Source organism: Pseudomonas entomophila, assembly GCF_018417595.1.
GTDB classification, from domain to species: Bacteria; Pseudomonadota; Gammaproteobacteria; order Pseudomonadales; family Pseudomonadaceae; genus Aquipseudomonas; species Aquipseudomonas entomophila_C.
Genome location: NZ_CP070982.1, coordinates 851,183 through 865,146 on the forward strand (window position 1 = coordinate 851,183; position 13,964 = coordinate 865,146).

Here is a 13,964-nt window from a genome sequence, read left to right on the forward strand (position 1 = left end):
GCACGGAGCTGTTCTAGAGGGGTGTGTACAAACGTGTGCGGCGGGGGAGAGAAGCTGTCTGGCTGGACAGGAAAGCTGTCACAGCCAGATTGTTAGCAGGCTAAGAGATTTCAATCTTCGATGAGTTCGCGCAGCTCACGCATCATTTCAGGGCGGTCTGCCAGATTCAGTTCCACAAGACGGTGCAGGTGAGTGGCCGAGTTGATATCGATCTTGAGGCAAATGAAGCCAAGCTTGGTCGCTTCTTCGTGGCGCAGCTCGATCAGCATTTCCAGCGTGACATCGGGCGCGAGATGGATGATGGCTTCGAAATCCTGGGAGAGGTCCGGCTCCCAGAGTTCGGGGCGCTCTATGAGCAACCCCTTGAGCGACAAGTCGAGGAGCTTCGCTTGCCAATGGCGTTCGCCTTGGCGCAACTCGGTGGGGGCATCGAAGGCGATGCGCTGGAAACGGCGGCGTTCGTCGTGATCGCTCATGGGAAAGGCCCTCGGGGGTTCAACCTGACTATAGTTAATTCTGACGCTGTATCAGGTACCGCAATCTGGCCGCAGAGGCTCTAGACCAAAGCAAGTGTGGCAATGCGCATTGACTCGCCCTAGACTCGATGGGCGGTCTTTTCCAATCCACCAGCTGGAAGTAAACCATGAACAACAATAATAGCCTGCTACGCCACATTCCGTGGCTGGCGCTGGCAGTCATAGGGGCCTGCGCGCTGGGTGTGGTTGCCCTGCGTCGCGGTGAGGCCATCAACGCCTTGTGGATCGTGGTTGCGGCAGTGGCCATCTACCTGGTCGCCTACCGTTACTACAGCCTGTTCATCGCCACCAAGGTGATGCAGCTCGACCCCCGCCGGGCCACGCCCGCGGTACTCAACAACGATGGCCTGGACTACGTCCCGACCAACAAGCACATCCTCTTCGGCCATCACTTCGCCGCCATTGCCGGCGCCGGCCCGCTCGTGGGCCCGGTGCTCGCGGCGCAGATGGGCTACCTGCCCGGCACGCTGTGGCTGATCGCCGGCGTGGTGCTGGCCGGTGCGGTTCAGGATTTCATGGTCCTGTTCCTGTCCACCCGCCGCAACGGCCGCTCGCTGGGCGACATGGTCCGTGAGGAGATGGGCCGCATCCCCGGCACCATCGCCCTGTTCGGCTGCTTCCTGATCATGATCATCATCCTCGCGGTGCTGGCACTGATCGTGGTCAAGGCCCTGGCCGAGAGCCCATGGGGCATGTTCACGGTGATGGCGACCATCCCGATCGCGATGTTCATGGGCATCTACATGCGCTACATCCGCCCGGGCCGCATCGGCGAGATCTCGGTGGTCGGTGTGGTCCTGCTGCTGCTGTCGATCTGGCTGGGGGGCCAGATCGCCGCAGATCCGGTGTGGGGCCCGGCGTTCACCTTCACTGGCGTACAGATCACCTGGATGCTCGTGGGCTATGGTTTCGTCGCCGCCGTGCTGCCGGTGTGGCTGGTGCTGGCGCCGCGTGACTACCTGTCGACCTTCCTCAAGATCGGCACCATCGTCGGCCTGGCCATCGGCATCCTGGTCATTGCGCCCGAGCTGAAAATGCCCGCGCTGACGCAGTTCACCGACGGTACCGGCCCGGTATGGAAGGGTACCCTGTTCCCATTCCTGTTCATCACCATCGCCTGCGGCGCGGTGTCCGGCTTCCACGCGCTGATCTCCTCGGGCACCACGCCCAAGCTGCTGGACAACGAAGCCAATGCCCGTTACATCGGCTACGGCGGCATGCTGATGGAGTCGTTCGTCGCGATCATGGCCATGGTCGCCGCCTCGGTGATCGAGCCGGGCGTGTATTTCGCCATGAACAGCCCGGCCGCGGTGGTCGGTGCCGACGTCGCTTCTGTAGCGCAGACGGTCAGCAGTTGGGGCTTCATGATCACCCCCGAGCAGCTCGAGGCCACCGCCCGTGACATCGGTGAGCACACCATCCTGGCCCGTGCCGGTGGTGCACCTACGCTGGCGGTCGGTATCGCGCAGATCCTGCACCAGGTGCTGCCGGGTGAGAACACCATGGCGTTCTGGTACCACTTCGCGATTCTGTTCGAGGCGCTGTTCATCCTCACCGCGGTGGACGCCGGTACCCGTGCCGGTCGCTTCATGTTGCAGGACCTGCTGGGCAGCTTCGTGCCGGCCCTGAAACGCACCGAGTCGTGGACCGCCAACTTGATCGGCACCGCCGGTTGCGTGGCGCTGTGGGGCTACCTGCTGTACCAGGGCGTGATCGACCCGCTGGGCGGTATCAATACGCTCTGGCCACTGTTCGGCATCTCCAACCAGATGCTCGCCGGTATCGCCTTGATGCTGGGTACCGTGGTGCTGATCAAGATGAAGCGCCAGCGCTATGTCTGGGTCACCCTGCTGCCTGCTGTGTGGCTGCTGATCTGCACCACCACCGCGGGCCTGATCAAGCTGTTCGACCCGAACCCGGCCGTAGGCTTCCTGGCCCTGGCCAAGAAGTACAGCACCGCGCTGGACGCCGGCCAGGTACTGGCCCCGGCCAAGGATATCGGGCAGATGCAGCACGTGATCTTCAACGCCTACACCAACGCCGGCCTGACCGTGCTGTTCCTGGTGGTGGTGTTCAGTGTGCTGTTCTTCGCCGTCAAGGTCGGCCTGGCCGCCCTGGGCCGCAAGGAGCGCACCGACAAGGAAACCCCGTTCCAGGCCCTGCCTGACGCTTGAGAGGACCGCAGTGATGTTCAACGACCTGGGTCGACTGGGTAAGTACCTGGGGCAGGCAGCCCGCCTGATGGTCGGCATGCCCGACTACGACAACTATGTCGAGCACATGCGCAGCAAGCACCCGGACAAGCCGGTGATGAGCTACGAGGCGTTCTTTCGCGAACGCCAGGAAGCGCGTTATGGTGGCAAGTCCGGGCCCAAGTGCTGTTGAACCCGCGACATGCGTGATTCAGTGGGAGCCCGGGCAACCGGGCTCCCACTGTCATTTTCAGCCCAAGGAGATTTCTGCGTGCAAACGCCCATTCCCGTTACCGTGCTGACCGGCTTCCTTGGCGCCGGCAAGACCACATTGCTCAAGTACATGCTCAAGGCCGAGCACGGCCTGAAGATCGCCGTGATCGAGAACGAGTTCAGCGAGGCCGGCATCGACAGCCAGTTGCTCGGTGACGAACCGGTGCAGGTGATGACCCTGGCCAACGGCTGCGTATGCTGCAGCATCCATGGCGACCTGACCCGCGCGCTGTACCTGCTGCTCGAACGCCTCGACGCCGGCGAGATCGCCTTCGATCGCCTGGTGATCGAATGCACCGGCCTGGCTGACCCGGCGCCGGTGGCGCAGACCTTCTTCATCGAGGAGGACCTGCGCGATCGCTACCTCCTCGACGGCATCGTCACCTTGGTCGACGCGGCCCACGCCGAACTGCACCTGACCCAGGCCATCGCCCAGGCCCAGGTGGGCTTTGCCGACCGACTGCTGCTGAGCAAGACCGACCTGGTCGAGCCGCAGGCGGTCGATGCCCTGCGCGAGCGTCTGGCCCGTATCAACGGCCGCGCGGCGATCCGTGTGGTCGAACATGGCCGTATCGACCTTGCCGAGCTGCTCGATGTGCGTGGCTTCAACCTCAACCCGGACCTGGGTATCAGTCTCAAACCGGCATTGCGCCCTATACTCAAGCCGACCACTGCGGATCGCATATCGACGTTGGTATTGCGCACCGAGACGCCATTGGACATCGACCGTCTCAGCGACTTCATGAACGAATTGCTGGAGGCGCATGGCAAGCAGCTGCTGCGCTACAAGGGCGTGCTGAACATCGCCGGCGAGGACCGCCGCCTGGTGTTCCAGGGGGTGCTCAAGCTCTATGGCTTTGATTGGGACGCCGAATGGAAGGATGGCGAAGCGCGGGAAAGCGTGATGGTGTTCATTGCCGATGAGCTGCCGGAGGACAAGATCCGGGCGGGGTTTGAGGCGCTGAGCCACGGGTGAGTCAGAAGCCACCCGAGCGCCGCATCGCGGATAAATCCGCTCCTACACAACGTACCGAACCCTGTCAGCCCAGGGCTTGAGGTCGGGTGGGGCGTACAACCAAGGCCTTTCAGGTATGGTCACGTTGCAATAAATGTAGGAGCGGATTTATCCGCGATGCGCCGCGTGGGCGACGCTCGATCTGGAGAGCGCTACCAGACAATCGCCCAGCATCGGGCGCACAAAAAAGCCCGGCACATGGCCGGGCTTTTTCACATCAGGCGTCTGCCAATCAGTTGCCGTATACCGGCAGCTTCTTGCAGATGGCCTTGACCTTCTCACGCACGGCGTCGATCACCGCTTCGTTGTTCAGGTCGGCCAGGATGTCGCAGATCCAGCCGGCCAGCTCGCGGCACTCAGCCTCTTTGAAGCCACGAGTGGTGACGGCCGGGGTGCCGAAACGCAGGCCCGAGGTGACGAACGGCGAACGTGGGTCGTTCGGGACCGAGTTCTTGTTGACGGTGATGAACGCCTTGCCCAGGGCGGCGTCGGCGTCCTTACCGGAGATTTCCTGCTTGATCAGCGACAGCAGGAACAGGTGGTTCTGGGTGCCGCCGGAAACGACGTCGAAACCACGCTCGATGAACACTTCGGCCATGGCCTGGGCGTTCTTCACCACTTGCTGCTGGTAGGCCTTGAATTCAGGCTGCAGGGCTTCCTTGAAGCAGATCGCCTTGGCGGCGATGACGTGCTCCAGCGGGCCGCCCTGGGCGCCTGGGAAGACGGCGGAGTTCAGCTTCTTCTCGATGTCGGCGTTGGCACGGGCCAGGATCAGGCCACCACGCGGACCGCGCAGGGTCTTGTGGGTGGTGGTGGTGACGACGTCGGCGAACGGAACCGGGTTCGGGTATACGCCCGCGGCAACCAGGCCAGCTACGTGGGCCATGTCGACGAACAGATAGGCACCGACCTTGTCGGCGATTTCGCGGAAGCGTGGGAAGTCCAGAACCTGCGAGTAGGCGGAGAAGCCGGCGACGATCATCTTCGGCTTGTGCTCCAGGGCCAGCGCTTCGACTTCGTCGTAGTTGATCAGGCCGTTGGCGTCGATGCCGTACTGGATGGCGTTGTACAGCTTGCCCGACGAGCTCACGGAAGCACCGTGGGTCAGGTGGCCGCCGTGGGCCAGGCTCATGCCCAGGATGGTGTCACCGGCCGACAACAGTGCCAGGTAGACAGCAGCGTTGGCTTGCGAGCCTGCGTGCGGCTGGACGTTGGCGTAGTCGGCGCCGAACAGCTCCTTGGCGCGGTCGATGGCCAGTTGCTCGACCACGTCGACGTACTCGCAACCACCGTAGTAGCGCTTGCCTGGGTAGCCTTCGGCGTACTTGTTGGTCAGAACCGAACCCTGGGCCTCCATGACCGCCGGGCTGGTGTAGTTTTCCGAAGCGATCAGCTCGATATGCTCTTCCTGGCGCAGGGCTTCTTGCTGCATGGCTTCGAAGAGCTCGGCGTCGTACTTGGCAATGGTCAAATCACGGCTGAACATGGCGGTCCTCAAGGATCGGGCTGAATTGGGGGGGCATTCTAACCGATTGATTCGCCGCTGGCATATGAAGTGGCATCAAGTCGCGGACCAATGGCCCTCATGTTGCAACCCGCGCCGTGTCTGGGCTCGAGTTGACTTCTGGGTCCGTTTTTTGCGGTTCGGCACCGACCCTGTAGGACCGGCCTTGAGCCGCGAAAGGGCCGCAAAGCGGCCCCGGCGATCTTCGCGTCAACACTGAACCCTGGGGCTGCTGCGCAGCCCTTTCGCGGCTCAAGGCCGCTCCTACAGGGATCGTGTGATACCAGGCGGTCACTGGAACATGAACAGCGTTTCGTTGCTGAACTGCGCCTCGAACTGGTTGGCCGGCATCGGTCGGCCGAACAAGTAACCTTGCACCTCGTCGCAACCGTGCTCGCGCAGGAACTCCAGCTGTTCGTGAGTCTCCACGCCCTCGGCGATCACCGCCAGGTTCAGGCTGTGGGCCATGGCGATGATCGCCCGGGCGATCTGTGCGTCCTGCTCGCCCTCGGGCAGGCCGTCGACGAAGGTGCGGTCGATCTTCAGCACGTCGATGGGGAACTGCTTGAGGTAGTTGAGCGATGAGTAGCCGGTACCAAAGTCGTCGACCGCAATGCTCAGGCCGAGGTTTTTCAGGCTGTCGAGGATCTGCATGGCTTCGTTGACCTCGCGCATCAGGATGCTTTCGGTCAGCTCCAGCTCCAGGCACGCCGGGGGCAGGCCGGTCTCCTCCAGGATGGTGGCGATCCGTGTGCCCAGTTGACCGTCGGAGAACTGCCGAGCCGAGATGTTCACCGACACCTTCGGCACCCGCACCTTATCCTTGTGCCAGGCCTTGAGCTGGCGGCAGGCCTCGTGCAGCACCCAGTCGCCGACATCCACCACCAGGCCCAGCTCCTCGATCACCGGGATGAAGTCGCCAGGCGGCACCAGGCCTCGGGTCGGGTGGCGCCAGCGCAGCAGGGCTTCGGCGCCGGTCAGGCGCTTGCCGTCGCCGCTGAACTGCGGCTGGTAGTAGAGGATGAACTCGTTCTGCTCCAGGGCGTGGCGCAGGTCGCTCTCCAGCTCCAGGCGCTCCAGGGCGCTGGCGTTCATGTCGGCCTGGTAGAACTGGAAGTTGTTCTTGCCGCGCTCCTTGGCGTGGTACATGGCGGTGTCGGCGTTCTTCATCAGCTGGCTCAGCTCGCTGCCGTCCTGCGGGCTGAGGGCGATGCCGATGCTGGCGGTGACGAAGAACTCGCGGTTCTCCAGCACGAAGGGGGTCACCAGGCTGTCGAGGATGTGCTCGGCCACGTGGATGGCGCGGTTGAGCGCCAGTTCGCGGGTAGCTTTCGGCTGCAGCAGCAGGGTGAATTCGTCGCCGCCCATGCGCGCCACGGTGTCGTCGTTGTCGACACAGGCCAGCAGGCGCTCGGCCATGTCCTTGAGCATGCGATCGCCCGCGGCGTGGCCGAGGGAGTCGTTGATCGGCTTGAAGCGGTCGAGGTCGAGGAACATCAGCACCACCCAGGCCTTCTGCCGCTCGGCCTGCTGCAGGGCGGTGTACAGGCGGTCCTGGAACAGCGTGCGGTTGGGCAGGTGGGTCAGGGCGTCGTAGTAGGCCAGGCGGTGGATGCGTTGTTCGCTGGCCTTGCGTTCGCTGATGTCGGTGAAGAAGCACACGTAGCTGGCCAGGTCGCCTTCGTCGTCGAGCACCGCGGTGATGCCCACCCATGCCGGGTAGTGCTCGCCGTTGCGGCGCTTGAGGAACACCTCGCCCTCCCAGCTGCCGCGCTGGTTGAGCTGCTTGAGCACATAGCCCAGGTGCGCGTCCTGCTGGTGCTCGACGGTGAGCATGCCCGGCAGTTGGTCGAGCACTTCGGCGACGGCGTAACCGCTGACCCGGCTGAACGCTTCGTTGGCCTGGACGATGTAGCCGGCCGGGTCGGTGATCAGGATGGCCGAGGTCGAGTGCTCGAACACCGTGGCCGCCATGCGCAGGTCTTTCTCGGCCCGGCGTTGCTGGCTGATATCACGGCCCACGCCCAGCACGCCCTCGAAGCGTTCGTGCTCGTCCCACACCAGCACCAGGCGCAGTTCGATGGGGATCTTGCGGCCGTCGGCGCGCAGGCAGTCGAACAGGAACAGTTGCGTGGGCAGGGTGGTGCGCAACTGGGCCAATTGTTCGGCGTCACCCTGTGCCTTGCTGACCCGTTCGATCAGCTCATAGGCGCCGGTGAGCTGGGCGGGGTTGGCGATGATCGACTGCCAGCCATTGGCGAAGATCCAGTCGGCCTGGTAGCCCAGCACCGCCAGCACCGACGGGCTGACATAGTTGAGCCGCAACTGGTTGTCGGTGGAGAAGATCACGTCGCTGATGCTCTCGGCGAGCATGCGGTAGCGTTGCTCGCTGTCACGCAGCGACTCGCTGGCCTCGATCTGCACCGTGACGTCCTTGCCCACGCCGATGATGCGGGTGACCAGGTCGTCGCTGTCGCGGGTCAGCACCTGTTCACGGATGTCGTAGCAGCGCCAGCCGCCATCACGGTGGCGGAAGCGCAACTGGCAATGCAGCGACTGGCCGTAGCTGGTGTCCAGCTGTTGCTGGCGCAGGGCGCGGTAGTGCACGGCGTCCTCGGGGTGCAGCAGCAACTCCCAGAAGCGTTCGCCCATCTGTGCCAGCTCGGCGCGGTCGTAGCCCAAGGTCTGGCCGAGGTGGCGGTTGCTGAAGATCATCCGCTGGCTTTGCACATCTTGTACGTACAGCTGATCGGGCACGGTACGTACCACGTCCGACCAGAAACTTTCGCGCTCGAGCAGGGACAGTTCCACCTGCTTGCGGCTGGTGATGTCGCTGATGCTCAGGATTACTGCCTGGAAGTCGCGACGTTGCCGGGGCATGCGCACCATCAGCCACAGGTGCAGCTCGCCGCCCAGCGGTGCGGGGAGGCGCACTTCCAGCTCAAGCTGCTCACGTGCCTCGATCAACGCGTCGATCAGTTGCATGCCGACACTGTCACGGCCATCGCCACTGCCTTCGATCAGGCGCTGCCAGGCGCCCTGGTGGCAATCGACGTTGAGCAACTGGCGGGCAACCTGGTTGATCTCGGTGATCTTCAGTTCCGCCAGCAGCGAGCGCCGCAGATTGGCGTCCAGGGCCAGGCTGTGGCGCAGGGCCGCGTGATTGCGCAGGTGATAGCGGTCGAGCTGACCGGGCAGGCTGGACAGGTCGAGCACGCACAAGGCCACACCCGTGCCTTCGAAGATCTCCTGGTAGCGGCGCCGGTCTTCCTGCAAGGCGCGCTGGCGGCGGCGCATGTTGATCAGGGCGAGCACCGGCAGCAGGGCGCAGAACAGCACCAGCACACACTTGCCGATCAATGCCGGGAGCAGCTTGTCGCGGGCCAGGCCCGCGTCGAACAGGCCGCGCAGTTGCCAGGTGCTGTTGTCGATGAAGGCCAGCATCACGCTCTGCAACGGCTCGTTGCTGGCCGGTTGCGTGCCGTGGCGTTCGATGACTTCGCCATTGCGACTGTTTTCCAGCAGCCATGAAGGGTGGCCCGAGGCGTCCAGGTGCTGGGTCAGTTCCTTGTAATAGGCAGGGCTCAGCCGCAACAGCCAGTAGCCGCGATCCTGCTCGGCGCTTTGGCGCAACAACAGGTAGACCAATTGGTTGTCGGGCGCATTGCTGTAGAAATAGACGCGCCCCTGGTTCAGCTGCAGGATCTCGTCAATCATCTGGCGGTCGGGGCTGCCGTCGAGGGTGTCGCTGCGCACCTGCCCGGTGCTGTCCAGCCAGGCCATGTGGCGCAGCGCAGGGAGGCGCGCGTGCAGTGTCGCGAAGAGGCTGGGCAGGGCGGCGGGCGCCGGAGGTTTGACGTAGGGCTGGACCAGATTCAGCGCCTGCTGGGCCTTGAGCGCCATGTTCAGGCCCAGATGGTCGGCCAGTTCGGCGCTGGTTGCCAGGCTCTGCTGGCGCAGGTCGGCCTGGGTGTGACGGAACTGGGTGAACAGTTGCCACAGCAGCAACCCCAGCAAAACCAGGGCCAACAGGGCCAGTGCCCCCTTGAGCGAGCCACGCAGGTGTGTGCCGGCCGATGAATTGGCAGGGCGCAGGGGTGACGAGTGCGTGAGATTGGTCAAGCGTTGGGTCCTGCGATTTGGCTGGCGATGGCAGGGGGCTGTTTCACGGTGCATGCATGGCGCGTGCCGCGCGCGTCGGGCGCACTATAAGCCGCACAGGTGAAGCCGCCTAGCATGCCTTCAAATATGGCAAAGTGCCAGTCCGTGTGTCTCCTGCCAGGAACGCAGCCTGTCACGCCGGTTCGGCAAGACCCTGCGACCTGTGCGAGAATGCCGCCCGCTTCAATAGTCAACGCATCGGAGAAGTACGGTTTTGGTTACCCACTATTCCACCAATGGCCTCGATTCCGCCTGTGGGCGTAGCAGTGAGACGCTGGTCAGCACTGCCGTGGCCGAGGACGTGTCCTGCAAGACCTGCCAGCGCTCGCTGGCCAAGCCGGAGGCGGCCGCCTCGAAGAACAAGACGCCGTCGCTGGCCGAACTGCGCAAGACCGCCAAGGCGGCCGCGCAACCGGCTGAAGTCGTGGCCAAACCGGCGACCAAGGTGACCGGCGCACCTGCCGCCAAGCCGGCCAAGGCCGTCGAGAAGGCTGCCCGTAGCGGCGGCTTCAGCGTCAAGGCCGCCTGGGCCGCGCGCCTGGCCGAGCAATCGGACCGTTGCCGCCTGCCGCGTGGCAAGGCCAAACAGTCCCACGTCTGATTCCTGCAAGGCCGTTGTCGGCCCTTTTCGCGGGCAAGCCCGCTCCCACAGGTATTGTGCTGTCCTGCAGCCCCTGTGGGCGCGGGCTTGCCCGCGAAAGGGCCCAGAAAGATCAATGTTCTCGGGCCGATATACAAGGGCGTGCCACACGCTCCGGCACACCCTGTGCAATAACGCAGGTTGGCGTAGAATGGCCCACTTTGTTCAATGACACCCCGTAAACACATCCCCCTGGTCACCTGGCCGGGGCGATCGTCGATGTCTTTACCTATCTGATAGAGGGCTTGGTTTTGGCTCAATACGTCTACACCATGCATCGGCTGAGCAAGGTCGTGCCGCCGAAGCGGGAAATTCTCAAGAACATTTCCCTGTCGTTCTTCCCCGGCGCCAAGATCGGCGTGCTGGGCCTGAACGGCGCGGGTAAATCGACCCTGCTGCGGATCATGGCGGGCGTCGACAAGGAATTCGATGGCGAAGCCCGTCCGATGCCCGACATCAACGTCGGCTACCTGCCCCAGGAGCCGCAGCTGGACCCGAGCAAGACCGTGCGTGAAGTGGTCGAGGAAGCGGTCAGCGTGATCAAGGACGCCCAGGCACGCCTGGACGAGGTCTACGCCGCCTACGCCGAGCCTGATGCCGACTTCGACAAGCTGGCCGCCGAGCAGGCCAAGCTCGAGGCTATCCTGCAGGCTGCCGATGGCCACAACCTGGAGCGCCAGCTGGACGTCGCCGCCGACGCCCTGCGCCTGCCGGCCTGGGAGGCGAAGATCGAGCACCTGTCCGGTGGCGAGAAGCGCCGCGTGGCCCTGTGCCGCCTGCTGCTGTCGGCTCCCGACATGCTGCTGCTGGACGAACCGACCAACCACCTGGACGCCGACTCGGTGGCCTGGCTGGAGCGCTTCCTCCATGACTTCCCCGGCACCGTGGTGGCGATCACCCACGACCGTTACTTCCTCGACAACGTCGCCGGCTGGATCCTCGAACTGGACCGCGGCGCGGGCATCCCGTACGAAGGCAACTACTCGGGCTGGCTGGAAGCCAAGTCGGAGCGCCTGGCGCAGGAATCCAAGCAACAAAGCGCCCACGAGAAAGCCATGAAAGAGGAACTGGAGTGGGTGCGCAAAGGCGCCAAGGCCCGCCAGTCCAAGTCCAAGGCCCGTCTGCAACGCTTCGAAGAGATGCAGTCGCAGGAATTCCAGAAGCGCAGCGAGACCAACGAGATCTACATCCCGGCCGGCCCACGCCTGGGCGACAAGGTCATCGAGTTCAAGAACGTCTCCAAGGGCTATGGCGACCGCGTGCTGATCGACAACCTGTCGTTCGCCATGCCCAAGGGCGCGATCGTTGGTGTGATCGGCGGTAACGGTGCCGGTAAGTCGACCCTGTTCCGCATGCTGATGGGCAAGGAGCAGCCGGATTCGGGCAGCATCGAGATCGGCGAGACCGTGCAACTGGCCTGCGTCGACCAGAGCCGCGAGGACCTGGACGGCAGCAAGACCGTGTTCCAGCAGATCTCCGACGGTTCCGACCAGATCCGCATCGGCAACTACGAGATCCCGTCGCGCACCTACGTCGGCCGCTTCAACTTCAAGGGCGGCGACCAGCAGAAGTTCGTCAAGGACCTCTCCGGTGGTGAGCGTGGCCGTCTGCACCTGGCCCTGACGCTGAAAGAGGGCGGCAACGTCCTGCTGCTCGACGAACCGTCCAACGACCTCGACGTCGAAACCCTGCGTTCGCTGGAGGAAGCCCTGCTGGACTTCCCGGGCGCCGCCATCGTGATCTCCCACGACCGTTGGTTCCTGGACCGCGTGGCGACCCACATCCTGGCGTACGAAGACGATTCGAACGTGGTGTTCTTCGAAGGCAACTACACCGAGTACGAAGCCGATCGCAAGAAGCGCCTGGGCGATGCCGCTGCCCAGCCGCACCGAGTGCGTCACAAGAAACTGGCCCAGTAAGCTGGTTTTCGCTGCGCAAAAATGGGGCCCTTCGGGGCCCCATTTTTGTGCCTGGCTTTCGGCCTGTTCGCCGGCAAGCCGGCTCCTGCAGGTGCCGTATTACCGGCCTTTCCTGTAGGAGCGGATTTATCCGCGAAGCAAACGACGCGACTCTTAACCTGTATACAGTTATAGAAAATGCACCAAATAATTTCATAAAAACGACATCTCGCCCTGTTCCAGTGCGATTGGTTCTTGGTACATTCCTGAAAAAACCAAAAACAATCCCTCTTGGTGAGATGTCTACCATGATCGAATCCGTCGACCATTTCCTGGCGCGCCTGCAACAGCGCGACCCGGCCCAGCCCGAATTCCACCAGGCCGTGGAGGAGGTGCTGCGCAGCCTGTGGCCCTTCCTCGAGCAGAACCCCCACTACCTCGAAGCCGGTATTCTCGAACGCATGGTCGAGCCCGAGCGCGCCGTGCTGTTCCGCGTGTCGTGGGTCGATGACCAGGGCAAGGTCCAGGTCAACCGCGGCTACCGCATCCAGATGAGCAGTGCCATCGGCCCGTACAAGGGCGGCCTGCGCTTCCACCCGTCGGTGAACCTGGGTGTGCTCAAGTTCCTGGCCTTCGAGCAGGTGTTCAAGAACTCGCTGACCTCGCTGCCCATGGGCGGTGGCAAGGGCGGCTCGGACTTCGACCCCAAGGGCAAGAGCGACGCAGAAGTCATGCGCTTCTGCCAGGCGTTCATGAGCGAGCTGTACCGCCACATCGGTGCCGACCTGGACGTGCCGGCCGGTGATATCGGTGTCGGTGCCCGTGAGATCGGCTTCCTGTTCGGCCAGTACAAGCGCCTGGCCAACCAGTTCACCTCGGTGCTGACCGGCAAGGGCATGACCTACGGCGGCAGCCTGATCCGCCCGGAAGCCACCGGCTACGGTTGCGTGTACTTCGCCGAAGAGATGCTCAAGCGCCGGGACCTGCGCATCGATGGTCGCCGCGTGGCGATCTCAGGTTCGGGCAACGTCGCCCAATATGCCGCGCGCAAGGTGATGGACCTGGGCGGCAAGGTGATCTCGCTGTCCGACTCCGAAGGCACCCTGTTCTGCGAAGCGGGGCTGAGCGATGAGCAGTGGGATGCGCTGATGGAGCTGAAGAACGTCAAGCGAGGCCGCATCAGCGAGCTAGCCGGGCGTTACGGGCTGGAGTTCCGCAAGGGCCAGACGCCGTGGAGCCTGGCGTGCGATATCGCGCTGCCGTGCGCCACCCAGAACGAACTGAACGCCGAAGACGCCCGCACCCTGCTGCGCAATGGCTGCATCTGCGTGGCCGAGGGCGCCAACATGCCGACTACCCTCGAGGCTGTGGATATCTTTATCGAGGCCGGCATTCTCTATGCGCCGGGCAAGGCTTCCAACGCCGGTGGCGTGGCGGTGTCGGGCCTGGAGATGTCGCAGAACGCCATGCGCCTGCTATGGACCGCCGGTGAAGTGGACAGCAAGCTGCACCACATCATGCAGTCGATCCACCATGCCTGCGTGCATTACGGCGAAGAGGCCGATGGCCGCATCAATTATGTGAAAGGCGCCAACATCGCGGGCTTCGTGAAGGTCGCCGATGCCATGCTGGCGCAGGGCGTGGTCTGATCTCGGATCGCAGGGGGCCGCTCTGCGGCCCTTTCGCGACACAAGGCCGCTCCCACAGGTACAACGCAGGGTCCAATATTTGCGCAATAACTGTGG

9 protein-coding genes are annotated in these 13,964 nt (G+C 63.7%); 6 read left to right on the top strand and 3 right to left on the bottom strand.

What is annotated here, in order from left to right; genetic code table 11:
• Positions 1-110: 110 nt before the first annotated feature.
• Positions 111-476 (bottom strand): PilZ domain-containing protein, encoded by a 366-nt coding sequence (locus JYG34_RS03740; RefSeq protein ID WP_213659531.1) that lies wholly within the window; start codon positions 474-476, stop codon positions 111-113.
• Between the two features lie 167 nt (positions 477-643).
• On the opposite strand from JYG34_RS03740, the gene JYG34_RS03745 reads away from it, so the two are divergent.
• The 3 genes from JYG34_RS03745 (at position 644) to yjiA (ending at position 3,977) form a co-directional block, all read left to right on the top strand.
• Positions 644-2,710: a carbon starvation CstA family protein gene (locus JYG34_RS03745; RefSeq protein WP_213659532.1), complete on the top strand. Its 2,067-nt coding sequence runs from the start codon at positions 644-646 to the stop codon at positions 2,708-2,710.
• Between the two features lie 13 nt (positions 2,711-2,723).
• Positions 2,724-2,921: a YbdD/YjiX family protein gene (locus tag JYG34_RS03750; RefSeq protein WP_011532150.1), complete on the top strand. Its 198-nt coding sequence runs from the start codon at positions 2,724-2,726 to the stop codon at positions 2,919-2,921.
• Positions 2,922-2,999: 78 nt separating this feature from the next.
• A complete protein-coding gene (gene yjiA / locus JYG34_RS03755) occupies positions 3,000-3,977 on the top strand; it encodes a GTPase (RefSeq protein WP_213659533.1) in 978 nt (325 codons plus the stop codon).
• 271 nt (positions 3,978-4,248) lie between these two features.
• On the opposite strand, the gene glyA is transcribed toward yjiA, so the two are convergent.
• On the bottom strand, positions 4,249-5,502 hold the full coding sequence (glyA, locus tag JYG34_RS03760) for a serine hydroxymethyltransferase (RefSeq protein WP_028691350.1): 1,254 nt from the start codon (positions 5,500-5,502) through the stop codon (positions 4,249-4,251).
• Positions 5,503-5,811: 309 nt separating this feature from the next.
• Complete coding sequence (locus JYG34_RS03765; RefSeq protein ID WP_213659534.1) at positions 5,812-9,642, bottom strand: sensor domain-containing protein; 3,831 nt, start codon at positions 9,640-9,642, stop codon at positions 5,812-5,814.
• A gap of 253 nt (positions 9,643-9,895) precedes the next feature.
• Here JYG34_RS03765 and JYG34_RS03770 point away from each other — a divergent pair, with 253 nt between their 5' ends.
• From JYG34_RS03770 to gdhA, 3 genes are all read left to right on the top strand, one after another.
• Positions 9,896-10,282: a hypothetical protein gene (locus JYG34_RS03770; RefSeq protein ID WP_213659535.1), complete on the top strand. Its 387-nt coding sequence runs from the start codon at positions 9,896-9,898 to the stop codon at positions 10,280-10,282.
• A gap of 290 nt (positions 10,283-10,572) precedes the next feature.
• On the top strand, positions 10,573-12,240 hold the full coding sequence (ettA, locus tag JYG34_RS03775; RefSeq protein ID WP_213659536.1) for an energy-dependent translational throttle protein EttA: 1,668 nt from the start codon (positions 10,573-10,575) through the stop codon (positions 12,238-12,240).
• Between the two features lie 287 nt (positions 12,241-12,527).
• Positions 12,528-13,868, top strand: a complete 1,341-nt coding sequence (gdhA, locus tag JYG34_RS03780) for an NADP-specific glutamate dehydrogenase (RefSeq protein ID WP_213659537.1) — start codon at positions 12,528-12,530, stop codon at positions 13,866-13,868.
• Positions 13,869-13,964 lie beyond the last annotated feature (96 nt).

Coding starts and splice junctions, on each gene's coding strand:
- gdhA (WP_213659537.1), top strand. CDS start 12,528: ATGATCGAATCCGTCGACCATTTCCTGGCGCGCCTGCAACAGCGCGAC.
- JYG34_RS03745 (WP_213659532.1), top strand. CDS start 644: ATGAACAACAATAATAGCCTGCTACGCCACATTCCGTGGCTGGCGCTG.
- JYG34_RS03740 (WP_213659531.1), bottom strand. CDS start 476: ATGAGCGATCACGACGAACGCCGCCGTTTCCAGCGCATCGCCTTCGAT.
- JYG34_RS03750 (WP_011532150.1), top strand. CDS start 2,724: ATGTTCAACGACCTGGGTCGACTGGGTAAGTACCTGGGGCAGGCAGCC.
- glyA (WP_028691350.1), bottom strand. CDS start 5,502: ATGTTCAGCCGTGATTTGACCATTGCCAAGTACGACGCCGAGCTCTTC.